Below are 23990 nucleotides of genomic sequence, written 5' to 3'. Positions count from 1 at the left end.
ACGGGGGAACGTCCATCATGCGCACGCACTATCCGCGGACCAGGCATCTGCCCTGGTCCCCCGGCGCGACCGCCGACGACCTGCGGGTCACCGACCTGTCGGGCCTGCGCGGCCGCGAGGTCGTCGTGACGGAGAAACTCGACGGCGAGAACACCACGCTCTACGCCGACGGCCTGCACGCCCGCTCGCTCGACTCCGCGCACCACCCCTCCCGTACCTGGGTCAAGGCGCTCCAGGCCCGTGTCGGCCACGCGGTCCCGGCGGGCTGGCGGGTGTGCGGCGAGAACATGTTCGCGCGCCACTCCCTCGCGTACGACGACCTGGACAGCTTCTTCTACGGCTTCTCGGTGTGGGACGCGGACGGGCGCTGCCTGGGCTGGGACCGGACGGTGGCGTTTCTGCGCGGACTCGGGGTTCCCGTGCCGCGCGTGCTGTGGCGGGGCGTGTTCGACGAGAGGGCGCTGCGCGCGCTGCGGCTGGACCTCGGGCGGCAGGAGGGATACGTCGTCCGCGTCGTGGACGGTTTCGCCGCGGACGAGTTCGGCGCGCGCGTCGCCAAGTGGGTGCGGGCCGGGCATGTGCGGACGGACACCCACTGGATGCACGCGGCCGTGGTGGAGAACGGGCTGGGGGCGCGGGCGCCGCTGTGGGCCGTGCGCTCCGGCGCGCCCATGGACGCCGACGCGCTGGCGGAGGCCGTCGGGCTGCCGGGCGAGGGGGACCGGGAGGCGGTGGCCCGCTTCGACCCGGAGGGGCGGACCGGGGACGAGCGGCTCGCCGGGGTGCTGGCCACGCTGCTGCACGCGCACGGCACGGGCGGTCGGCGGGCCCGGGGGGCCGCCCGGTTGGCGGGTCTCGTGGGGATGCCGCTCGCGCGCCGGGTCGCCGACCTGGTGGGGCTGCACCCCGCGCTGCACCGGCCGTATCCCGACGAGGACCGCCGCACGGGCCTGGCCCGGCTCTCCCTGGCCGCCGATCTCGGTCTGTTGCACGCGGTCGCCCGCGCCACGGCTGCGACGGACGAGGCGCGCGAGCAGGTGGAGTGGTCGGCACTGCACGCCGAGGAGGTACGGGGCCTCGACGAGCCGGCCCTGGCGGAGGCGTTCGCGGAGCTGACGCCGGATGCGGCGGTCCGGTGCCGGGCGGAGGCCCGGGAGGCGTATGCGCGGGGACGCGTGGGAGACGCGGCGGAGGCCGTCGCGGCCACCTGGCGGTGGCGGTCGGGGGCCTTCCCCAGGCTGATCCAGCTGGTCGGCCCGGCGGGCAGCGGCAAGAGCACGTTCGCGCGGGGGCTCGCGGGCGTGGACACGTATGTATCGCTGGACGACCTGCGCGCCGCGCGCGGCGCACGCGCCGACCAGCGGGCCAACGCCGAGGTGCTGCGCGCCGGGCTCGACCGGCTGGACGCGGCGCTCGCCGCCGGCGGGACGACGGTGTGGGACGCCACCTCCCTCACCCATCAGCAGCGCTCACTGGTGCACGCGGTCGCCCACCGCCGCAACGCCCTGATCACCCACGCCGTGGCCCTGGTCGACGAGGACGCGCTGGTCCGCCGCAACGGCCGCCGCGAGCACCCCGTGCCGCCGGACGTGCTCACGGCCCAGCTGCGCCGCTTCACCCCGCCGTATCCGGGCGACGCCCACCGCACCTGGTACATCGGTGCGAGCGGGACCATAGAGGACGAGATCTGAGGGAGAGGTCCGAGGAACCGTGCGGACGAGCGAGGAGATCTACCACCGGGTGCGCTGGGACGCGCGCTTCGACCCGGCCCGCTTCGTGCTCGGCGTGCTCCAGCGGAACGCCGACCCCAAGCGGGTCCCGCTGCCCGCGTTCGTGCCCGGCGGCGAGATCCCGTGGCACCGGGTGCTGTTCTTCGAAGCGGACGGCGAGCTGGTCTGGGACCGGGCCACGGGGACGGACCGGATCGACGCGACGGACGCGGGGCGCGTACGGGAGGCGCGTCTGCTGCGGGCGCCGTTCTTCACGGCGCGCACGCCGTACGTGTGGGACGGGGAGGGGTGGGCGCCCACAGCTCGTACACCGGGCGGGGCCTCGCCGTCGTCGCCCGGCCTCGGGGGCGTACGCGTACTGACCTGGAACACCCTCTGGGACCGCTACGACGCCGACCTCATCGACAGCGCCCGGCGCAGGCCGCTGCTGCTGCGGGCGTTGCGTGAGGCCGACGTGGACGTGATCGCGTTGCAGGAGGTCGAGGCGGAGCTGCTGGCCATGCTGTTGCGCGAGCCCTGGGTACGGGACGGCTGGACCCTGGGGTCGGATCCGCGCGGGCGGGACGTGGACGAGTGCGGTCTGCTCCTGCTGAGCCGGCTGCCGGTCCGCGAGGCCGCGTTCCACGCGCTGGGCCCGCACAAGGCGGTGACCGCCGTGGTCGTGGAAGCGGGCGCACGCCCCCTCGTCGTGGCGGGGACACATCTGAGCAGTGACCACTCCACCGACGGCGCGGGCCGCCGCGCCGCCGAACTGGCCCGGCTGGCCGAGGGGTTCGCGACCCTGGACACCGATCTGCTGCTCCTCGGCGACTTCAACGACGGCGGCGACACCCCTCAGCTGACCCTCGGCATGCGGGACGCCTGGAGCGAGACGCACGGCCCCGCCGACACGACCCCGACCTTCGACCCGGGCGCCAATCCGCTGGCCGCCGTCTCGTCCCTGTCGGGGCGGGCGTCCCGGCTGGACCGGGTACTGCTGCGCGGCACGGGTGTGGGGGTGCGCTCGGCACGGCTGTACGGGGACTCGCCCACGCCGGAGGGGCTGTACGTCTCGGACCACTACGGCGTACGGGTGGAGGTGGCACCCGAGGCCCCGGACGCCGACGTCGCCCGCCTCGACGCACGGCCGACGGCCCGTACGGCGCTGGCGTGGCTGCCGCCCGAGGAGCTGTGGCCCCCGATCCAGGCCGTCCGCCGCGGCCACGACCCGCAGATCGACCGCTGGCCCCCGCATGTGAACGTCCTCTTCGGCTTCGTACCGGAGCACACCTTCGAGGAGGCGGCCGCGCTGCTCGCGACGGCCGCGACCTCGCCGTTCGAAGCCCGGCTGGAGGGTGTGCACTGGTTCGGGCATCGCGATGACGCGACGGTGTGGCTGGATCCGGCGGCGGCCGGCGAGGGCCCGTGGGCCGACCTGCACAGCACCCTCGTACGCCACTTCCCGCACTGTCGCGGCCGCCGCGAGGGCTTCGCCCCGCACCTCAGCCTGGGCCGCACCACCGACCCGAACACCCTGGCCAAGGCCTGCGAGGCCCGGCTGACCCCCGTGCGGGCGCGGGTCGGCGAACTGGCGCTGCTGTCGCGGCGCGGGGACGAGCCCATGCGGGTGCGCGGGACGGTGGGCCTGGGGACGGGAGAGGTGCGGTGGGCGGAGGAACGGGCATCGGAGGAGGTGGCCGAGGTCGGCGGGGACGAGGTGGAGGACCGGATCGCCCGCCTCCTCACGGAGGCACTCCCGGACGGCGTCGTGCACGTGGTCGGCTCCCGGCGCATGGGCTGCGCGCTGCCGGGCGCGGACCTGGACCTGGTGGCGGCCCTGCCGGGAACGGTCGAACTGGCCGCCGTACAGGCGAAGTTGGCCGCGATGACGGGCGTTGCGGTCGGCGACGTACGCGAGGTGATCGGCGCACGCGTCCCCGGCGTACGGCTGCGGCTCGACGGGCTGGATGTGGATCTGGCGGTCGTGGCCACGGGGGTGATGGATCCGGCGGAGGCGGTGGAGCGGCGGGCCGAGCTGGGTGAGGCGGCGGCGAGCGCGCTCAGCGCGGTGAGCGACGCGGAGGCGGTGCTCGCGTCGGTGGGCGACCGTGGTGCGGCCTTCGCCGGGCTGGCCAGGCAGGTCAAGGCATGGGCGAGGGCGAGGGGCCTGGACTCGGCGCCGTTCGGCGGGCTCCCGGGCCTGGCGTGGTCGGTGCTATCGGCCCGCACGGCAGCGCGGTCGGCCGATCTGCCACCGGCCGACCTCCTCCGGCACTTCTTCGCGACGTGGGCGGCGTGGGACTGGCGCGAGCCGGTGGGAGAGCTGGACGGAGTTCCCGCCGGGCCCCTCACGGTCGCGACCCCGTCCGCCCCGGTTCGTTCCTGCACGGACCAGGTCACGGCAGGCATGCGAGACCTGATGACACAAGAGCTGTTCCGCGCTTGGGAGTTGCTGGAAGAGGGGAGCCCCCTGTCCGACCTCCTCACCCCTCCGCCACTCCACCGCCGCCACGCCGCCTGGGCGATCGTGACGGTGGAGGGGGGTGCGGACGAGGACCGGGGACGGGTACGCGGCAGGATGCGGGCCCTGATCACGGACCTCGCCGAACTGGCCCCCGACTGCCACGCCTGGCCCCGCCCTTCACCCCGGCCCCGCCCGCTACGCCATCGGCCTGGGCAGACCCCGCCGACCGCCGCCGCGCTGACCGCCGTGGCGGAACGCCGGCTACGCGGTCTGGCGGGAGTCACGCTGACGCGGGCGGAGGGCGGCGAGGTACCGACCCTGTACTGAGACGGAGAGGGTCAGAGGACGTCGACGTAGTCCGACGCGCTGGTGGCGACGCCGGTCGTCGAGTTGCCGTAGTAGACCCAGCGGTACGAGCCGTCGGCGGAGGCCGTGACCGTGGTCTTCAGCGTCCCCGTGCTGCTGGTGGTGGCCTTCTTCACCGTCTTGAAGGTGTCGGTGCCCTTGGCCTTGAACTGGAGGCTCACGGTACGGCCGCCGTAGCCGTCGTACTTCTTCGTGCTCCAGTTCGCCCGGGTCAGCTTGCCCGTGACGGTGATCTTCTTGCCCTTGGTGACCGGCTCGGGGGTGGCGTTGACGGTCGCCTTGGCCGCGCGCTTGAGCTGCACGGTCTGGGACCGGGTCTCGTACTCCTCGGTCTTGAGACCGCCGTTGGACTTCCACAGGCGCAGCGCGACGGCGGTCTTCCAGGTCGTGGCGGCCGCGTTGGTGTCGACCTGCTTCCGGCTCCAGTGCGGGTCGATGTGGAACTCGCCCTCGCAGCGGGCGCGCTTGGCGTCGATCTCGAAACAGGTGTAGATACCCGGCCCGATGTAGCCGTCGCCGGTGTCGACGGCCTTGCTCATGCCACCGCGGTAGATGAAGGGGTGCGCGGTGTACCCGGAGGGCCTCGCGGTGCTCTGCCCGGCCGGCAGGGCAATGTTGAAGGAGATCGGCGGCGCCACTTCCTTCGTCGTGCCCACCACGATCGGCTTGCCCTTGTTGATGACGATGTCCGACACGGTGATACCGGTGTCCGCCGCCTGAGCCGCCGGCGCGTTCAGCACCGAGAGCCCGAGCGCCCCCACGAGCGTGGCCACCGCGACGGTTCGTCTGCCTGTCTTCATTCACACCTCTTCGAATGGATGTCCGTACGGGAGGCGGCAGAGTACCAAGAGTGATCTTGCGGCGATTCCAGGAGACCGATCTGCGAGGGATGCCGAGCCACCACCGCCCCAGCCCGGTTGATATACGATCGGAGACTGTATATACGACTCGCGCGGGAGGCCCCATGTCCAGGACCCTGGTCGACCTCGACGACGACATGCTGACCTTCGCTCAGCAGCAGCTGGGCACCAAGACCAAACGGGACACCATCAACCGGGCCTTGGCCATAGCAGCGGCGATCAGCGCCGACGACCGAGCCCGCGCGCTGCGCTGGCTCCAGGCGAACGCCGACGACTTCCTCGACTTCGGCGTCCTCGAAGCCAGGGAGCAAGCAGGGTTGTGACCTACCTTGCCGACACCTCCGCCGTCTGGCGGCTCCTGCGCGGTCAGCTCAGCGCGCCCTGGCCCGGTCGCGTGGCGCGCGGCCTGGTGGCCATCTGCCCTCCGGTCGAATCGGAACTGATGCCCGGCCTGCGCGCGGACCGCGACCACGAGCCCTTCTTCACCATGATCGGCCAGACCTTCGCCTGGGTACCGGTCATCGACGACCCATGGCCGAAGATCATCGCCGTGCAGCGGGATCTGTTGCAGATCGGCCACCACAGAGGGCCCTCACCGATCGACATCCTGATCGCCCTCACCGCCGAGCATCACCGCCTGACCCTGCTCCACGTCGATGACGACTTCGCCGCGATCGCCAAGGTCAGGCCCGGCCTTTCCGCCGTACGCGGTCAGCTCCCGGCCGCGTACGACACGAAGTCCGCCCAGGCGGACGACGTGAGCGCGAGCTGAGGGAGGCGTATGTCCTTGGAGTCGCAGATGTGGACGGTGCCGGGGGTGGTGGCGATCTCGACGCAGGACTCGCCGTCGGTTCCACTGCTGTAGCTGCTCTTGAACCACGCCAGTTCAGAGGCGTCCCTGGCGGAGGTCTTGCGCATCATGTCTCTCCAACGGAAACCGTCGCCCCCGACACCGAACTCGTCAGCCCCGTCCGCAACTTCAGCGTGCGCCTGTCACCAACGCCACGCGGAGCCCGCCTGGCCCGTCTCCTCGCCACCGAGCTACTGCGCGCGTGGGGGCTGCCCTTGCACCCGGCGGACCACATCGTCGCCGAGCTGGCGGCCAACGCGGCGACGCACAGAAGGGTTCGGGGCCGCGACTTCGACCTGACGATGTACGTCATCGGTGTCACCCTCCGCGTCGAGGTGACGGACACGTGCCGCGAACGGCTCCCACGAGCCCCACACCCCTCCCCCGACGCCGAGTCCGGCCGAGGCCTCCTCCTCGTCGAGGCACTCGCCGACCGCTGGGGCACCGCACCGGGAAGGCCGCCGCGCAAGACCGTCTGGGCCGAGGTCACCCTGCGAACACCACCGGAACCGGAACCCAATTTCGTGTGCTTCGGTGCCGCGGACGGTCTTTCCCCAAGAACCCCGGGAGAGAAAGAACCCCACCAAACCCCACCCCTCCTCCCGCTCAGCAGGCCGCCTCACCCTCGCGGGTGAACATCGCCCACTCGGCTGGATTCGGGAGCGGTCACCTGCCCTACGCTCGGCGCAACACAACCGCAGACAGACGACGGCCCCCGCCGGGACGGCAATCCCAGTGCGAGGGCCTGACCACCAAGGAAGAGAACAGCTTCCCGATGGATACCCAGCACCTTAGCGCGCCCTCGCGCGCCCACGCCGGGCTTGCCGACAACAGGCAACCCAACCGGCAGAACCCCTCCGGCGGCGGCCTGATCCACGACCACACCCGCCACACCACCCGCTTCACGGTGATCGGCAACCACCTCGCCCAGCACCCGGAGCTGTCGCTGCTCGCGATCGGGCTGGCGACGCACATCCAGTCGCTGCCGAAGGGCGCCCGCGTCGACATCAAGAGCCTCGCGGCCCGCTTCAAGGAGGGCGCGACCCGGATCGCCGCAGCGCTGAACGAGTTGCAGGACCACGGCTACCTGCGCCGGGAGCGCGTACGCACGCCCGGCGGCCGGATCGTCACCCGTACGACCTCCTGCAACCAGCCCGGCCGCAGTCACGCGGATGGCGAGCCCGCACGCCCGGCGCACGCGCCCCGGAAGGACCGCCAGGACCCGAAGCAGAAGGCCCCCGCAAGCCCCTCCCCGCCGTCCCTCAACCCGCCTACCGCTCCCCACCCTCCTCCAGACCGCCACCGATCTCCTCGCCGACCTGCGCCGCACGGACCCCCGGCTGCTGCTCTCCGCCTGCGACGCCGCGCACCTCGCCCCGGGCGTCGCCGCCTGGCTGGAGCGCGACCTCACCCCCACCGCCGTACGCCACGCCCTGACCGACGACCTCCCGAACGAGCCCCTCCACCGCCCGGCCGCGTTCCTGGCCCACCGGCTCATCGCGCAGCTGCCGCCCCTGCCACCGTTCCGCGCCCCGGCGTCACCGTCACTCGTCCACTACGGCATGACGAACTGCGACGGCTGTGACCGTGGCTTCCGGGGCCCGAAAGGGAGCCGCTGCCGCGACTGCGGGCCCGACCCCAGGCCCAACCTCATGGAGGTCACCTAGGGCGTGTTTCGGAAGTCCCTTCGTCGCCCGAAGGGCGGCTCTGCGGCGTCCGGTGCGTGCTCTCGGCGCGCCGGACGAAAGGCCTCGTACTGGGTGTACTTGGCCTTTCGTCCGGTGCGGCGGTGGGGGTACCTCCCGGTCGAGCGCCAGCCGAGACCGGGGGAGCGTGCCGGGCGTCGCAGAGCAGAAGGGACTTCCGAAACACGCCCTAGCATGAACGTGACGATCCTTGCCCACGGGCCCAGACGAGGAGCGAGCGCCATGACCATCGCCCCGGACGACGCGCAGCACGGCGCCCCCCACGTCTACCGAACCATGCGGGACTTCGTTCAGTCGATGGACGACGCCCTCCCCGGCAAATTCGAGATCACCAAGGAAGGGATCGTCCACGACATGATGTCTCCGGGAGGACCTCACGAAGTGACGGCAGCACATGTCAGCCGCCGTCTGGAGAAACTCATGCCGGAGGAGTTGCTGGCCCACAACGGCACGCCCGACGTGGAGGACGAGCCGGAAGGCATCATGCGCCACCCCGATGTCATGGTGATCGCCTGGGACGATCTCAATGTCCCGGGCTCCATCGACCCCCGGACACTCGTCGCCGCGATCGAGGTCGTCTCGCGCTCCAACCCCGACAACGACTGGGTCGGCAAGATGCGCGACTACCCCCTGCTCGGCATCCCCGTCTACGCCGTCTTCGACCCCCGCACCGGCACCGGCGCCGTCCTCACCGACATCCACGCCACCCCGGACGGCCCGCGCTACGCCACCCGCAAGGACTTCGTCTACGGCGAGGACGTCACCATCGCCGACTGGACCATCTCCACGGAGAACCTGCCCCGCTACCCGGACCAGGGCTGAGGGCGACGCCGGTCACCTCCCCGCCGCCAGCCCCTCCCGCAGCGCCCCGTACGCCGGCTTCCGCCCGTACTCCTCGTCCATCGGCGTGGCCGAGCCTTCGCCCTCGAAGACGCCCGGCACCCAGGAGTACTTGTCAGTGAAGCCCCACACGGTGAAGGACCCGCAGCTCCGGGCGCCCAGACAGGCGTCCAGCAGGCGGCGGTAGTACTCCGCCTGGGTGGCCTGCTTGGCCTCGTCCACCGGCAGGATCATCCGCACGTCCACCTCCGTGAACGCCGTCCGCATCCCCAGCGCCTCGAAGCGGGCCAGGTTCTCCGCGACCTGACCCGGGAAGCCGTACTGGATCGCGAGGTGCCCCTGTGCGCCGAAGCCCTGCACCGGTACGCCCTCCGCGCGCAACCGCTTCGCCAGTTCGTAGTACGCCGTGGACTTCGCGTTGACGCCCTCCACGTTGTAGTCGTTGAGGAAGAGCTTCGCCTTCGGGTCGGCGGCGTGCGCCCAGCGGAACGCGTCCGCGATGTACGACGGGCCCAGCTCACGCAGCCAGATCGAGTTCCGCAGGCTGCCGTCCTCCTCGAAGACCTCGTTGACCACGTCCCACTGCTGGATCTTCCCCTTGTACCGCTTCACCTCGGTGGTGATGTGCTTCCTGAGGATGCCGCGCAACTCCGTCGCGCCGATCGATCCGTCCTCCACCCCGGCCGTCAGCCAGCCCGGCAGCTGGCTGTGCCAGACCAGGGTGTGCCCGCGCACCACCTGCCCGTTCGCCCGCGCGAAACGGACCAGGTCGTCGGCGGCCTTCCAGTCGTACACACCCCGCTGCGGCTCAACCGACTCCCACTTCATGACGTTCTCGGCGGTCACCGAGTTGAACTCACGGATCGTCGTCCGGCGGTACGTCCGGTCGTCCGCGAGGGCCGCCATGTCGACGGCCGTGCCGACGCGTACGCCGGCGCGGTCGGCGAGCGCCCTCAACGACGGCCCGGCATGAGATCCGTGCGCCGAGGCCGGCGGCACGGCCACCACCGTGGACAGCAGCGCCCCGGCGACCACCCCGAGCGCGGGCATGCGAAACCGGTTCATGTACGTCATCTCCAGGTCCCTTCTCAGACCTCAGAACTCGGAACTCAGAACTCGGACTCAGAACTCAGATGCGGCGGCTCTCCAGCGGCCCCAGATACGTCGGCGTCAACCCACCCGTGTCGATCACCAGGCGCTGCAGCACGACCGTCGGGTCGACCATCCAGAACGTCAGCCGGTGCACCCCGGGCCCGGAGATCGCGTGCCGGGTCACCGTCACGTTGACGTTGTCCGAGGTGTTGCGCGCCCACTGCTTGTTCATGAGTCCGTCGTCGGCCCCGGTGACGGCGTTGATGTCGACGACCTGGGGTTCCCCACCGTCGAACGACACCCCGTACCGCAGGCCACCCGTCGGAAGCGCCGGATTCCTCGGCGAGAGATACGCCCGGACCGCCACCTCCTCCACGGCCGACAGAAGACTCACCTCGTACTCCAGCCGCGGCCCGGCCCCGCCCGGCGTCTGCCGGGGCGCCGTCACGGGCCACGGCGTCACCCCCGCCCCCGTACGTCCGATCCGCTCGATCCGGCGCCAGCGCACGCGCCCGTCGGCCGACCCCACCGCCCGCGCGTAGTGCTCCGCGTCGATCGCCACGTAGCCGCCCGCCTCGACGAAGCCCCGCAGCGCCCGTGCCTCCCGAGCCGACGGCTTCTCCGCGACGGCCCTCACCGTGACCGAGGCCCCGCCCCGCTCACCGTCAACGCCCCTCCACGCGCCGCCCGCCCGGCACCCGCCCCCAGTCCACCCGCACCGCCACCCGCACCTGCTCCTCGACCCGCCCCCGCGACCGCTCCACCACCAGCCACGGCACCGACGACTCGATCCGGTACGAGAAGGGCGTACGCCCCCGGTTGAAGATCTCCACGTACTGCTGGGGCCTGGTCTGGTACGGGCTGAACACCGGAAGGACGGCCTCCGCCACCGATCCCGGCCACCACTCCCCCGCGTCCTCGGAACCGTCCACTGCCACCCCCAACCCACCCGCCTCCGGCACCTCGATCCGCCGCACCTTGGGGAAGATCTCGTCCGGCAGCGCCACATGGTCCTTCTCCGGCTGCTGCCATCCGGCGTTCGGGCCGTAGCGCTCCACGTCCCCGTACCCGATGTGCGGCTGGGTCTGGAAGCCCCGCCACTTCCCGCCCGCGACCTCGGTGTTGAAGCGATCGGCCAGCGCGAAGTCCCGCTCCAGACCCGCCTCCGCCTCGGCCGCCATACGATTCGTCGCCGCCCGCCCCTGCCCCGCGTACAGCAGGTTGCGGAACTCGGCCTCCCGCAGCTCGTACAGGTTCGCGGTGGCCGCCACCTCGTACCCGACCAGCTCGAACCACGCGTCCCGCAGGCCCTCCGGAAGCCGTCTGCCGACCCGCTCGGCCCGTCTCGCCAGGGCCCGCCACTCGTCCGTGACCCGCTCCAGCTCGCGGTGGCCGAAGTAGAAGGGTGTCTCCTGGTCGTCGTAGACCACCTCGGTGGTGCCCTCGGCGACCGTGATCCGCCGGTTCAGCAGCTCGGGCTTGCGGCGCCCCTGGAGCTGTCCGTACGTGCTCAGCACCTCGGCGATCTCGGCCGCCGCCTCCTCCCCGAAGTGCAGCCGCGCGAAGCCCCGCTCCCACTCCCCCAGGTCCTCCAGGCCCCAACGCCCGGGATTCCAGGCGTAGTCGAGGAAGAACTCGGTCGGCAGCTCGTTGCCCTTCAGGTCGCCGACGTTCGCCACCCACAGGCCGTGGTTGCCGTAGGCGTCCGCCTCGTGGAGCTGCTCCCAGAGGTTCACCAGGTTGGCGGTGTCGACCCACTTGTAGTTGCGCCCGACCCCGACGTAGTCGAAGTGGTAGTACAGCCCGTAGCCCCCGGGCCGTACGGGGTCCCCGGGGTCCGGATGCTTGCGGATGTTCCCCCAGTTGTCGTCCGTGAGGACCACGGTCACGTCGTCGGGCGCCCGCAGCCCCCGGTCCCAGTAGCGCTGGACCTCCTTGTAGAGGGTCCACACCTGCGGGGTCTCCGAGGCCGGACGCCCCGTCTCCTCCTCGATGATCCCGCGCTGCGCCGCGATGATCTCCTGCATCAGCTCGATGCCGTCACCGTCGGGCAGGCTCGTGTCGCCGTTCCCCCGCATCCCCAGCGTGACGACGCCCTCGAAGCCCTGGTCCACCATGCGCCGGATGCCGTCGCGCCAGTACGCCCGGACGGCCTCGGCGTTGCGCCGGTACGACCACTCCCCGGTGCCCCCGTAGGGGTCCCGCCCGGGGGTGACGACATTGCCCGCGCTGTCCCGCACGGCCGGTACCGCATGGCGGTTCCACTCCTCGATCCCCCGCATCATGGGCGCCTCATGAGACGTGCCCATGACAATCCCGTACTCCGTCGCCCGCGCGTGGTTCTCCGGGTCGTCCTCGGCGAAGGCCCGCCCCCACACCGCCGGCCAGACATAGTTGCCCTTGAGCCGCAGCAGCGCCTCGAAGACCTTGGCCCAGAAGTCCGCGGTGAAGCCCCCGGGGTGCCCCGGCGCCTTCCCTGGCCCGAAGTACGCCGGCGCCCACGTCCCGAGCGCCGGGTTCTCGTCGTTGATGAAGACGCCCCGGTACTTCACGGCCGGCGTCCCCTGACTGAAGCGGCCCGGCCTCACGTACACCGCCGCATGCCGGACCGACGGCACGTCGTCCCACCAGTACCAGGGCGAGACGCCGAGCCCGTACGAGACGTCGTACGCCCCGAAGATCGTGCCGCGCTGGTCGCTGCCCGCGATGACGAAGGCCCGCCGCACCCCGGGCATCGGCCGCTCGACGACCGTCTGCAGCGAGGTCTCCCACTTCCCCCGCACCCCGTCGACGTCCAGCTTTCCGGCGTCGATCAGCCCGTCGATCAGGGGACTGCGCCCGATGGTCCCCACCAGGACCATCTCCCGCGCGACCTCGCTCCCCGGCCGGACCCCCGTCACCCGCTCGATGTCGTCCCGCAGGTCCCCCGCGACCCGCACGACCCCGGGGTGATCCTCGGAACTGACCACGACCGGGGCACCGACCAGCGGGAATCCGCCGGGCACGGGCGAGAACGAGGTACACGCCCGAATCGGTGACACGCGCGCCCCCGCCCTCCCCGGGCGCCCCCGTCGCCGGACTCTCCCCGGCCCACGCGGTCCCCGGCAACGTCGGCACCGCGGCGAGACCCGCGCCCGCCCCCAGAACGCTCCTACGGCTGACGTCCCCGGCCATGCCACACCTCTCCACCGATCGCTCCGAACGCGGATTTGCTCAGCGCCATGACAAATGGTGGAGGGAGTGAAGCGAGGGGACAACGGGTCGAACGCGCCGAATAGTTTCGAAGCGTGAAGCCCCGAGGGGCCCGTACGGTCGGCGTCGTCCGGGCCCCTCGGTCCGCTCAGTTCACGGACTCCTCAAAGCTCCTCAACCCATCCCAGGGCACTTCCCTGCAGGGATCCGCCTTCCCCTTGACCGCATACATGCTCCCGGCGGGGCTGACCGATCCCTTGACCGGCTCCGGATCCTCGAAGACCAGGGTGTCGCCGGGACGCAGGACGTACGGACGGTCCACGGTGACGTCGCCCGTCCCCTCGAAGCTCCAGCGTGGCGAGTACATCTCGCCCCGGGGCTGCACACAGACGAATCCGCCCCTGGGCCTGTCGACGCTGACATGGACACCCTCGTCCCGCAGCCGCTCCGCCAGCTCCCGCTTGTCGTCCCCGCTCAGGATGATCTCCTTCATGGTGACCGTGACACTGCCGTCCCCGTTCCGCTCCACCGCGTATGCCTGCGACCCACCGGTCGACGACGGCAGCGCCGTCACCACCCCCGCCGCCGCGACACACGCCGCGAGGGCGACGAACGCCCGCCGCGGGGTGATCCGGCGGCGGATCACGGGCACGGGCACGTCCTCCGCCCGCAGCGCGATCTCGCGCTGGAGCTCGTCCAACAGCCGGTCCTCGAAGGTCTTCACCGTCTTCGTGCTCACGCCTCTCCCCCTGCGTACGTGAGTGCCACCGCGTGCTCGCCCTTTCCCGCCGCCGACCGCAGCGCCCGCCGCGCCCGGTGCAGCCGTACGCGCGCCGTGACCTTGCGTATCCCCAGCGCCGTGGCCGCCTCGGTGACGCTCAGCTCGTCGACGGCGACCAGCTCGATCACCGCCCGCTCCCCGTCGGGCAGCCCCTCCAGGGCGGTCAGCGCCCGGCGCCCGGCCTCCTCCGCGTCGAGCTTCTCCTCCAGCCGGCCGATGTCGTCGGCCTGCAGCAGCCGTCGCCCGGCGACCCTGCTGCCGAGTGCGCTCTGCCGCGCGCCGCGGCGCGCCTCCGCAGCCACCACGTTGCGCGCGATGCCGTACAGCCAGGCCGTCTCACTGCCGAGGTCGGGCCGGTAGGCGCGGGCGGAGTCGATCACCGCGAGGAAGGTCTCGGCGGTGAGGTCGGCGACGGTGTGCGGATCGGTGACCCGCCGGGCCATGAAGCGCGTGACGGCGTCGACATGGCGGCGGTAGAAGATCTCGAACGCGGCCGGGTCGTACATCTCGCCCGGCGGACCGCCCCTGCTTCTCGTGTGCGGTGCCAAGGTGTGCACCTCTCGTCATCGGTCATGCTGTCACCCGTACTTGGTCCGCCGGGCCGAAAGCGTTACCGGGCAAGCGAAAGGGCCCGTACGACCGAAGTCGTACGGGCCCCTTCAGGAGCTCAGCTGGTGCTGGAGCTACCAGGTCAGACCGACAAGCTTACTTGTTGATCTTGGTGACCTGGCCGGCGCCCACGGTCCGGCCACCCTCACGGATGGCGAACTTCAGGCCCTCTTCCATGGCGATGGGCTGGATGAGCTCCACCTTCATCTCGGTGTTGTCACCCGGCATCACCATCTCGGTGCCCTCGGGGAGGGTCACAACGCCCGTCACGTCCGTCGTACGGAAGTAGAACTGCGGACGGTAGTTGTTGAAGAACGGCGTGTGGCGGCCACCCTCGTCCTTGGACAGGATGTAGGCCTGGGCCTCGAACTCGGTGTGCGGCGTGACCGAACCGGGCTTGATGATGACCTGGCCGCGCTCGACGTCCTCGCGCTTGATGCCACGGAGGAGCAGACCGACGTTCTCACCGGCCTGGCCCTCGTCGAGCAGCTTGCGGAACATCTCGATGCCGGTGACCGTGGTGGTGGTCTTCTCGGTCTTGATACCGATGATGTCGACGGTCTCGTTGACCTTGAGGACACCACGCTCGATACGACCGGTGACGACGGTGCCACGACCGGTGATCGTGAAGACGTCCTCGATCGGCATCAGGAACGGCTTGTCGACGTCGCGCTCCGGCTCCGGGATCGCGGTGTCGACGGCGGCCATCAGGTCCAGGACCGACTGGCCCCACTCCTTGTCGCCCTCGAGCGCCTTGAGCGCGGAGACCTTGACGACCGGAACGTCGTCGCCCGGGAACTCGTACTCGGAGAGCAGCTCACGGACCTCGAGCTCGACGAGCTCCAGGATCTCCTCGTCGTCCACCATGTCGGCCTTGTTCAGGGCGACGACGATGTACGGAACGCCGACCTGGCGGGCCAGGAGCACGTGCTCCTTGGTCTGCGGCATCGGGCCGTCGGTGGCGGCGACAACGAGGATGGCGCCGTCCATCTGCGCCGCACCCGTGATCATGTTCTTGATGTAGTCCGCGTGACCGGGGCAGTCGACGTGGGCGTAGTGACGGGTCTCCGTCTGGTACTCGACGTGCGCGATGGAGATGGTGATACCGCGCTGGCGCTCCTCGGGAGCCTTGTCGATCTGGTCGAACGCCGAGGCCTCGTTCAGGTCCGGGAACGCGTCGTGCAGCACCTTGGTAATGGCGGCCGTGAGGGTCGTCTTACCGTGGTCGATGTGACCGATGGTGCCGATGTTGACGTGCGGCTTAGTCCGCTCGAACTTCGCCTTCGCCACTGGGGTCCTCCTGTGGAGTGGTTCTGAACGCCTTGCTTCATCGGCGCCAGGTGATCTTTGCTGGAAAGTCCGGGTCCCGGGGCAAACAACCGTGTTTGCGGCCGTTTGCCCCACGAGGCTCCGGAGTCAAGCCTAAAGCGTGTGCACGCGGTGCGTTGAACGCGGTGGTTCAACGCCGTGCGTCACTCGCCCTTGGCCTTCGCGATGATCTCCTCGGCGACGTTCCGCGGAACCTCGGCGTAGGAGTCGAACTGCATCGAGTAGCTTGCGCGACCCGAGGTCTTGCTGCGGAGGTCTCCGACGTAGCCGAACATCTCCGAGAGGGGCACGAGGCCCTTCACGACGCGGGCACCGGCCCGCTCCTCCATGGCCTGGATCTGACCACGGCGGGAGTTGATGTCGCCGATGACCTCACCCATGTAGTCCTCGGGCGTGGTGACCTCGACGGCCATCATCGGCTCAAGGAGCACGGGGGACGCCTTGCGCGCGGCCTCCTTGAAGGCCTGCGAACCGGCGATCTTGAACGCGAGCTCGGAGGAGTCGACCTCGTGGTAGCCACCGTCGATGAGCGTGACGCGGACGCCCGTCATCTCGTAGCCCGCGAGGATGCCGAACTGCATGGCCTCCTGCGCACCGGCGTCCACCGAAGGGATGTACTCCTTCGGGATGCGGCCACCGGTCACCTTGTTCACGAACTCGTACGAGGCGTCGCCGCCCTCGATCGGCTCGATCGCGATCTGCACCTTGGCGAACTGACCGGTACCACCGGTCTGCTTCTTGTGCGTGTAGTCGACGCGCTCGACGGCCTTGCGGATCGTCTCGCGGTAGGCGACCTGCGGCTTGCCGACGTTGGCCTCGACCTTGAACTCACGGCGCATACGGTCGACCAGCACCTCGAGGTGCAGCTCGCCCATACCACCGATGATGGTCTGGCCGGTCTCCTCGTCCGAGTGGACCTGGAAGGAGGGGTCCTCCTCCGCGAGACGCTGGATGGCGACACCCAGCTTCTCCTGGTCACCCTTGGACTTGGGCTCGATGGCGACCTGGATGACCGGCGCCGGGAAGTCCATGGACTCCAGGATCACCGGCTGCTTGTCGTCGCACAGCGTCTCACCGGTCGTGGTCTGCTTCAGACCCATGACGGCGATGATGTCGCCGGCGCCCACCGACTCGATCTCCTCACGCTTGTTCGCGTGCATGCGGTAGATCTTGCCGATGCGCTCCTTCTTGCCCTTGACGGAGTTCAGCACGGCGGTGCCGGACTCCAGGCGGCCCGAGTAGACCCGGACGAAGGTGAGCTTACCGAGGTGCGGGTCGCTCATGATCTTGAACGCCAGCGCGGACAGCGGCTCGTCGTCGGACGGCTTGCGCTTGACGACCAGCTCGGGGTCCTTCACGTCGTGGCCCTCGATGGCCTCGACGTCGAGCGGGGTCGGCAGGTAGCGCACGACCGCGTCGAGCAGGGGCTGGACGCCCTTGTTCTTGAACGCGGTGCCACAGAACACCGGGGTGACCGTGGTGTCGTTGGACTTGCCGGACGCGATGGTGATGCGACGGATCGCGGCGTACAGCTGCTCCTCGGTGGGCTCGACGCCCTCCAGGTACAGCTCCATGATCTCTTCGTCGTTCTCGGCGACGGCCTCGACGAGCTTGCCGCGGTACTCCTCGGCAGCCTCGGTGTGCGTGGCCGGGATGTCGACGACGTCGTACATCTCGCCCTTGGCGGCCTCGGCGGACCAGACCAGGGCCTTCATCGTCACGAGGTCGACGACGCCCTTGAAGTCGGCCTCGGCGCCGATCGGGAGCTGCATGACGAGCGGCTGGGCGCCCAGACGGTCCGAGATCATGTCCACACAGCGGTGGAACTCGGCGCCGGTACGGTCCAGCTTGTTGACGAAGCAGATGCGGGGCACGCCGTAACGGTCGGCCTGACGCCACACCGTCTCCGACTGCGGCTCCACGCCGGCAACGCCGTCGAACACCGTCACGGCACCGTCGAGGACGCGGAGCGAACGCTCCACCTCTACGGTGAAGTCGACGTGACCCGGGGTGTCGATGATGTTGATGGTGTGGTCGACGCCCTCGAGCGGCCAGTGACAGGTGGTGGCAGCAGAGGTGATCGTGATGCCACGCTCCTGCTCCTGCTCCATCCAGTCCATGGTGGCGGCGCCGTCGTGGACCTCACCGATCTTGTACGAAACGCCGGTGTAGAACAGGATCCGCTCGGTGGTGGTCGTCTTGCCCGCGTCGATGTGGGCCATGATCCCGATGTTGCGGACCCTGGCCAGGTCAAGCGAAGTGGTAGCCATAAGGCTTCAGTCTTCTCTCGGTCTCGATGGGGTCTGCGACTACCAGCGGTAGTGCGCGAAGGCCTTGTTGGACTCGGCCATCTTGTGCGTGTCCTCGCGCTTCTTCACAGCGGCACCCAGGCCGTTGGAGGCGTCGAGAAGCTCGTTGAGCAGACGCTCGGTCATGGTCTTCTCGCGACGGGCGCGGGAGTAACCGACCAGCCAGCGCAGCGCGAGCGTGTTGGCACGACCGGGCTTGACCTCGATCGGAACCTGGTACGTCGCACCACCGACACGGCGGGACTTGACCTCGAGGGTCGGCTTGATGTTCTCCAGAGCGCGCTTCAGCGTGATGATCGGGTCGTTGCCCGTCTTCTCACGCAGGCCCTCCATGGCGCCGTAGACGATGCGCTCCGCGGTGGAGCGCTTGCCGTTCAGCAGCACCTTGTTGATGAGCGACGTGACAAGAGGAGAACCGTAGACCGGGTCGATGATGACCGGGCGCTTCGGGGCGGGGCCCTTACGAGGCATTCTTACTTCTCCTTCTTGGCGCCGTAGCGGCTGCGGGCCTGCTTGCGGTTCTTGACACCCTGGGTGTCGAGGGAACCGCGGATGATCTTGTAGCGAACACCCGGCAGGTCCTTCACACGGCCACCACGCACGAGCACGATGGAGTGCTCCTGCAGGTTGTGCCCCTCACCCGGAATGTAAGCGGTGACCTCGATCCCGCTGGTCAGACGCACACGCGCGACCTTACGCAGGGCCGAGTTCGGCTTCTTCGGGGTGGTCGTGAACACACGCGTGCAGACGCCGCGACGCTGGGGCGAACCCTCGAGTGCGGGCGTCTTGTTCTTCTCGACCTTGTCCTGCCGGCCCTTACGGACCAGCTGCTGGATCGTAGGCACTACTTCTCCGGTTTCTGTGTGCCGAATGGTGAAGCTAACCCGGAACATTCGCCGACCCACGCGGTCGGGTGTGTCGAAACTGCTGAACTCCCGCCGCGAGGCAGAAAGGGCGCAGAGTACGGCGGCCGCTTACGGCTCCCCCTGTGCGGTTGAAGGCACGCACGAGAGCCAGGGCACACCCCAGGCACAAGGTCTGAGCGTACCTACCTCATTCGCTATGGTCAAAACAAATGGGCAGGCGGTGGTTTAACGACGAACGTCTTGGCACCGACGCGTCCGCGTCACCGGCCCGCCGGAGCTCAGGTTCCGCTGCTCGACGACACACCCGCGATCATCAGGACCAGCAGGAAGAAGGCCCAGCCCGCCACGGAGAGCCAGCCGAGGATCAGACCGGCCAGGGCGAAGCCCTCACCGCCCTCTCCGGTGCGCTTCATCTCGGCGCGGGCGGTGTGGCCCAGGATGACCGCCGGGATGCCGGTGAGCCCCAGCGACATGGTCGTGAGCACACCGCAGACCATCGCGCCCACGGCCTTGCTGTTGGTGGGCGGCGGCAGCACGGGCGCCGGCATGAACGTTCTCGGGACCATGGGCGGCATGGGCGCCATGACGCTCGGCTGCGCCGCTGTGGGCCCCTGGGGCAGGTCGGCGACCAGGAGGGTCAGCTCCCCCACCGTGCGCGCCTGGTAGGCCCTCTCGACGCGCCTCTCGTACTCGTCCTGCGGGAGGCGGCCCTCGCTGAAGCCGGCCTTCAGCACATCGACGGCACGCTCACGGTCGGCATGTGCGGCGAGCATGGAGGGACCACTGCCCTGCGCCTGCTGCCACGGCATCGGCTGCCACGACGGATTCGACACGAGAAACTCCCCCGGACTGGTTGTCCCCCCATGATGCGACAACGCCCGGCCCTCGGCACCGGTTCCCCCGCACCGGTTCTGTCCCGGTTCTGCCACATCGCACACCCGTACGCCCGCCCTGCACGCCCGTACGTCACGCCGGGCGCCCGTACGCCGCACCGACACGCCCGTGACGAGACGCCGAAGGGCGGCCACCCGAAGGTGACCGCCCATCGACTCAAGCGGCTGCGACCGCTCGCCTACTGGTTGTACGGACCGTAGTCGTAGTCCTCCAGCGGCACGGCCTGGCCGGAGCCCGTGCCGAACGGCGAGTAGTCGATGTCGTCGTAGCCGACGGCCGAGTACATCGCGGCCTTGGCCTCCTCGGTCGGCTCCACCCGGATGTTGCGGTAGCGGGACAGACCCGTACCGGCCGGGATGAGCTTACCGATGATGACGTTCTCCTTGAGGCCGATGAGGCTGTCGGACTTGGCGTTGATCGCCGCGTCCGTCAGGACTCGGGTCGTCTCCTGGAAGGAGGCGGCCGACAGCCAGGATTCCGTCGCCAGCGAGGCCTTGGTGATACCCATCAGCTGCGGACGACCGGAGGCCGGGTGACCGCCCTCCTGGACCACACGACGGTTCTCGGTCTCGAACTTCGAGCGCTCGACCAGCTCACCGGGCAGCAGCTCGGCGTCGCCGGACTCGATGATCGTCACACGGCGGAGCATCTGCCGGATGATGATCTCGATGTGCTTGTCGTGGATCGACACACCCTGCGAGTTGTAGACCTTCTGGACCTCGCCGACCAGGTGGACCTGGACGGCACGCTGACCCAGGATGCGCAGCACGTCGTGCGGGTTGGTGGCACCCACGGTGAGCTTCTGGCCCACCTCGACGTGCTCGCCCTCGCTCACCAGCAGACGGGCGCGCTTCGAGATCGGGAACGCCGTCTCGTCACTGCCGTCGTCCGGCGTGATGACGATCTTCTTGGTCTTCTCCGTCTCCTCGATGCGGACGCGACCGGCCGCCTCGGAGATCGGCGCGACACCCTTGGGCGTACGGGCCTCGAAGAGCTCGACGACACGCGGCAGACCCTGCGTGATGTCGTCACCGGCCACACCACCGGTGTGGAAGGTACGCATCGTCAGCTGGGTACCGGGCTCACCGATGGACTGGGCGGCGATGATGCCGACCGCCTCACCGATGTCGACCAGCTTGCCGGTGGCCAGGGAGCGGCCGTAGCACATGGCACACGTACCGACCTTGGACTCACAGGTCAGGATCGAGCGGGTCTTGACCTCCTCGACACCGTGGTGCACGAGCTGGTCGATGAGCACGTCGCCCAGGTCCACGTTGGCCGGCGCGATCACCTTGCCGTCGATGACGACGTCCTCGGCGAGCATGCGGGCGTAGACGCTGGTCTCGACGTCCTCGGCCTTGCGCAGGACCCCGGTCTCGTCCTTCGAGGCGATCCGCAGCTTCAGACCGCGCTCGGTGCCGCAGTCCTCCTCGCGGATGATGACGTCCTGCGAGACGTCCACCAGACGACGGGTCAGGTAACCCGAGTCGGCGGTACGCAGGGCGGTGTCCGCCAGACCCTTACGGGCACCGTGCGTGGAGATGAAGTACTCCAGGACGGACAGGCCCTCACGGAAGGACGCCTTGATGGGACGCGGGATCGTCTCGTTCTTGGCGTTCGACACCAGACCACGCATACCGGCGATCTGACGCATCTGCATCATGTTTCCGCGGGCACCCGAGTCGACCATCATGAAGATGGGGTTCGTCTTCGGGAAGTTCGCGTTCATCGCCTCGGCGACCTCGTTGGTCGCCTTGGTCCAGATCGCGATGAGCTCCTGCGTGCGCTCTTCCTTGGTGATCAGACCGCGCTCGTACTGCTTCTGGACCTTCTCGTCCTGCGCCTCGTAGCCCTTGACGATCTCCTTCTTCGCCTCGGGAACGACGACGTCGGAGATGGCCACGGTGACACCGGAACGGGTCGCCCAGAAGAAGCCGGCCGCCTTCAGGTTGTCGAGCGTCGCCGCCACGATGACCTTGGGGTAGCGCTCGGCCAGGTCGTTGACGATCTCGGAGAGCTGCTTCTTGCCCACCGAGTAGTCGACGAACGGGTAGTCCTCGGGCAGCAGCTCGTTGAAGAGCGCACGGCCGAGCGTGGTCTTCAGACGGAAGCTGTCCCCCTGCTGCCACTCCGGCTCGCCCTCCTCGCGCACCGGCGGCATCCAGCCGCGCGGCGGGATGGTACCCACCGGGAAGCGGATGTCGATCGCGGACTGCAGCGCGAGCTCGCCGGCGTCGAACGCCATGATCGCCTCGGCCGTGGAGGCGAACGAACGCCCCTCGCCCTTGGTGTCACGGAGTTCGCCGTCGGTGGTGAGGAAGAACAGACCGAGGACCATGTCCTGGGTCGGCATCGTCACCGGACGGCCGTCGGCGGGCTTGAGGATGTTGTTCGAGGACAGCATCAGGATGCGGGCCTCGGCCTGCGCCTCCGCGGAGAGCGGCAGGTGGACGGCCATCTGGTCACCGTCGAAGTCCGCGTTGAACGCGGTGCAGACGAGCGGGTGGATCTGGATGGCCTTGCCCTCGACCAGCTGCGGCTCGAAGGCCTGGATGCCGAGGCGGTGCAGGGTGGGAGCACGGTTCAGCAGCACCGGGTGCTCGGCGATGACCTCTTCGAGGACGTCGTACACGACGGTGCGGCCGCGCTCCACCATGCGCTTGGCGCTCTTGATGTTCTGCGCGTGGTTGAGGTCCACGAGCCGCTTCATCACGAACGGCTTGAAGAGCTCCAGCGCCATCGCCTTCGGCAGACCGCACTGGTGCAGCTTCAGCTGCGGACCGACGACGATCACGGAACGCGCGGAGTAGTCCACACGCTTGCCGAGCAGGTTCTGACGGAATCGACCCTGCTTGCCCTTCAGCATGTCGCTGAGGGACTTCAGCGGGCGGTTACCGGGACCGGTCACCGGGCGACCACGACGACCGTTGTCGAAGAGGGCGTCGACGGCCTCCTGGAGCATGCGCTTCTCGTTGTTCACGATGATCTCGGGCGCGCCGAGGTCGAGAAGCCGCTTCAGACGGTTGTTCCGGTTGATCACACGGCGGTACAGGTCGTTCAGGTCGGAGGTCGCGAAGCGGCCACCGTCCAGCTGCACCATCGGGCGGAGGTCCGGCGGGATGACCGGCACGCAGTCGAGCACCATGCCCTTGGGGCTGTTGCTGGTCTGCAGGAACGCGGAGACGACCTTGAGGCGCTTGAGCGCACGGGTCTTCTTCTGGCCCTTGCCGGTACGGATGATCTCGCGGAGGCGCTCGGCCTCCTCGTCGAGGTCGAAGGACTCCAGGCGCTTCTGCAGCGCCGCGGCACCCATCGAGCCGTCGAAGTACGTGCCGAAGCGGTCACGCAGCTCGCGGTAGAGGAGCTCGTCGCCCTCCAGGTCCTGGACCTTGAGGTTCTTGAACCGGGTCCACACCTCGTCGAGACGGTCGATCTCGCGCTGCGTACGGTCGCGCAGCTGCTTCATCTCACGCTCGGCGCCCTCGCGCACCTTGCGGCGCACGTCGGCCTTGGCGCCCTCGGCCTCCAGCTCGGCCAGGTCGGTCTCGAGCTTCTTGGCGCGGGCTTCGAGGTCGGCGTCGCGACGGTTCTCGATCTGCTGCCGCTCGACGGAGACGTGCGCCTCCAGGGAAGGCAGGTCGCGGGTGCGGCGCTCCTCGTCGACGTACGTGATCATGTACGCCGCGAAGTAGATGACCTTCTCCAGGTCCTTCGGGGCGAGGTCGAGCAGGTAGCCCAGCCGCGACGGAACGCCCTTGAAGTACCAGATGTGGGTGACGGGAGCGGCCAGCTCGATGTGGCCCATCCGCTCACGGCGCACCTTGGCGCGCGTGACCTCGACGCCACAGCGCTCACAGATGATGCCCTTGAAGCGGACACGCTTGTACTTGCCGCAGTAGCACTCCCAGTCCCGGGTCGGACCGAAGATCTTCTCGCAGAAGAGTCCGTCCTTTTCGGGCTTGAGCGTGCGGTAGTTGATCGTCTCGGGCTTCTTGACCTCGCCGTGGCTCCACTGACGGATGTCGTCAGCGGTGGCCAGACCGATCCGGAGCTCGTCGAAGAAGTTGACGTCGAGCACTATGCGTCAATCCCTCTCAGGGTTGTAAGTCTTTGGTCTGATACG

At 69.4% G+C, this 23990-nt stretch carries 19 protein-coding genes and 2 pseudogenes; 8 read left to right on the top strand and 13 right to left on the bottom strand.

What is annotated here, in order from left to right; all coding sequences use genetic code 11:
- Window positions 1-17: 17 nt before the first annotated feature.
- Together E4N62_RS29975 and E4N62_RS29970 are read left to right on the top strand one after the other, a co-directional pair.
- A complete protein-coding gene (locus E4N62_RS29975; protein ID WP_230219571.1) occupies window positions 18-1691 on the top strand; it encodes an RNA ligase family protein in 1674 nt (557 codons plus the stop codon).
- A 19-nt stretch (window positions 1692-1710) separates the two neighbouring features.
- Window positions 1711-4500: pseudogene (locus E4N62_RS29970) on the top strand (poly(A) polymerase).
- Window positions 4501-4511: 11 nt separating this feature from the next.
- On the opposite strand, the gene E4N62_RS29965 reads toward E4N62_RS29970, so the two are convergent.
- A complete protein-coding gene (locus tag E4N62_RS29965; protein WP_230219569.1) occupies window positions 4512-5339 on the bottom strand; it encodes a hypothetical protein in 828 nt (275 codons plus the stop codon).
- Between the two features lie 164 nt (window positions 5340-5503).
- Between E4N62_RS29965 and E4N62_RS29960 the strand changes: the two genes are divergently transcribed.
- Together E4N62_RS29960 and E4N62_RS29955 are read left to right on the top strand one after the other, a co-directional pair.
- Window positions 5504-5722 carry a DUF2191 domain-containing protein gene (locus tag E4N62_RS29960; protein WP_230219568.1) on the top strand — a complete coding sequence of 73 codons (219 nt, stop codon included), beginning with the start codon at window positions 5504-5506 and terminating at the stop codon, window positions 5720-5722.
- Window positions 5719-6171, top strand: coding sequence for a PIN domain nuclease (locus tag E4N62_RS29955; RefSeq protein WP_230219567.1), 453 nt, complete (start codon window positions 5719-5721; stop codon window positions 6169-6171). The genes E4N62_RS29960 and E4N62_RS29955 overlap by 4 nt, the downstream gene beginning before the upstream one ends.
- On the opposite strand, the gene E4N62_RS29950 is transcribed toward E4N62_RS29955, so the two are convergent.
- The gene (locus E4N62_RS29950) at window positions 6111-6320 is read right to left on the bottom strand and encodes a DUF397 domain-containing protein (RefSeq protein ID WP_230219566.1); all 210 of its coding nucleotides are present in this window, start codon (window positions 6318-6320) and stop codon (window positions 6111-6113) included. The genes E4N62_RS29955 and E4N62_RS29950 overlap by 61 nt on opposite strands.
- A 63-nt stretch (window positions 6321-6383) precedes the next feature.
- Here E4N62_RS29950 and E4N62_RS29945 point away from each other — a divergent pair, with 63 nt between their 5' ends.
- The 3 genes and pseudogenes from E4N62_RS29945 (at window position 6384) to E4N62_RS29935 (ending at window position 8777) form a co-directional block, all read left to right on the top strand.
- On the top strand, window positions 6384-6884 hold the full coding sequence (locus E4N62_RS29945; RefSeq protein WP_230219564.1) for an ATP-binding protein: 501 nt from the start codon (window positions 6384-6386) through the stop codon (window positions 6882-6884).
- A gap of 140 nt (window positions 6885-7024) precedes the next feature.
- A pseudogene (locus tag E4N62_RS49740) lies at window positions 7025-7916 on the top strand (helix-turn-helix domain-containing protein).
- Between the two features lie 261 nt (window positions 7917-8177).
- Entirely contained in the window at window positions 8178-8777 is a 600-nt protein-coding gene (locus E4N62_RS29935) for a Uma2 family endonuclease (protein WP_230219560.1), read from the top strand.
- Between the two features lie 12 nt (window positions 8778-8789).
- Here the strand turns inward: E4N62_RS29935 and E4N62_RS29930 are convergent, their stop codons facing one another.
- From E4N62_RS29930 to E4N62_RS29890, 10 genes are all read right to left on the bottom strand, one after another.
- Window positions 8790-9869 (bottom strand): endo-1,4-beta-xylanase, encoded by a 1080-nt coding sequence (locus tag E4N62_RS29930; RefSeq protein WP_230219558.1) that lies wholly within the window; start codon window positions 9867-9869, stop codon window positions 8790-8792.
- Window positions 9870-9924: 55 nt separating this feature from the next.
- Window positions 9925-10524 carry a hypothetical protein gene (locus tag E4N62_RS49735; RefSeq protein ID WP_374117082.1) on the bottom strand — a complete coding sequence of 200 codons (600 nt, stop codon included), beginning with the start codon at window positions 10522-10524 and terminating at the stop codon, window positions 9925-9927.
- Between the two features lie 28 nt (window positions 10525-10552).
- Window positions 10553-12892: a glycosyl hydrolase 115 family protein gene (locus E4N62_RS29925; RefSeq protein ID WP_374117081.1), complete on the bottom strand. Its 2340-nt coding sequence runs from the start codon at window positions 12890-12892 to the stop codon at window positions 10553-10555.
- 335 nt (window positions 12893-13227) lie between these two features.
- Window positions 13228-13818 (bottom strand): hypothetical protein, encoded by a 591-nt coding sequence (locus E4N62_RS29920; protein ID WP_230219556.1) that lies wholly within the window; start codon window positions 13816-13818, stop codon window positions 13228-13230.
- The gene (locus tag E4N62_RS29915) at window positions 13815-14366 is read right to left on the bottom strand and encodes an RNA polymerase sigma factor (RefSeq protein WP_230220258.1); all 552 of its coding nucleotides are present in this window, start codon (window positions 14364-14366) and stop codon (window positions 13815-13817) included. Before E4N62_RS29915 ends, E4N62_RS29920 begins: the two co-directional genes overlap by 4 nt.
- A 199-nt stretch (window positions 14367-14565) precedes the next feature.
- Complete coding sequence (gene tuf, locus E4N62_RS29910) at window positions 14566-15759, bottom strand: elongation factor Tu (protein WP_115906452.1); 1194 nt, start codon at window positions 15757-15759, stop codon at window positions 14566-14568.
- Window positions 15760-15941: 182 nt separating this feature from the next.
- On the bottom strand, window positions 15942-18068 hold the full coding sequence (gene fusA, locus E4N62_RS29905; protein WP_033528328.1) for an elongation factor G: 2127 nt from the start codon (window positions 18066-18068) through the stop codon (window positions 15942-15944).
- 39 nt (window positions 18069-18107) lie between these two features.
- Window positions 18108-18578 carry a 30S ribosomal protein S7 gene (gene rpsG, locus E4N62_RS29900; RefSeq protein WP_003992340.1) on the bottom strand — a complete coding sequence of 157 codons (471 nt, stop codon included), beginning with the start codon at window positions 18576-18578 and terminating at the stop codon, window positions 18108-18110.
- A gap of 2 nt (window positions 18579-18580) precedes the next feature.
- Window positions 18581-18952, bottom strand: a complete 372-nt coding sequence (gene rpsL, locus E4N62_RS29895) for a 30S ribosomal protein S12 (RefSeq protein WP_003948652.1) — start codon at window positions 18950-18952, stop codon at window positions 18581-18583.
- A gap of 299 nt (window positions 18953-19251) precedes the next feature.
- A complete protein-coding gene (locus tag E4N62_RS29890) occupies window positions 19252-19746 on the bottom strand; it encodes a DUF1707 and DUF4190 domain-containing protein (RefSeq protein ID WP_230220256.1) in 495 nt (164 codons plus the stop codon).
- 90 nt (window positions 19747-19836) lie between these two features.
- Between E4N62_RS29890 and E4N62_RS29885 the strand changes: the two genes are divergently transcribed.
- A complete protein-coding gene (locus tag E4N62_RS29885; RefSeq protein WP_230219554.1) occupies window positions 19837-20067 on the top strand; it encodes a hypothetical protein in 231 nt (76 codons plus the stop codon).
- On the opposite strand, the gene E4N62_RS29880 is transcribed toward E4N62_RS29885, so the two are convergent.
- The gene (locus E4N62_RS29880; protein WP_230219553.1) at window positions 20046-23945 is read right to left on the bottom strand and encodes a DNA-directed RNA polymerase subunit beta'; all 3900 of its coding nucleotides are present in this window, start codon (window positions 23943-23945) and stop codon (window positions 20046-20048) included. The genes E4N62_RS29885 and E4N62_RS29880 overlap by 22 nt on opposite strands.
- Window positions 23946-23990 lie beyond the last annotated feature (45 nt).

The organism is Streptomyces sp. MNU76 (assembly GCF_020982545.1).
GTDB lineage: Bacteria > Actinomycetota > Actinomycetes > Streptomycetales > Streptomycetaceae > Streptomyces.
Note: the sequence above shows the minus strand (reverse complement) of the source record. Positions and strands in the feature narration are given on the sequence as shown.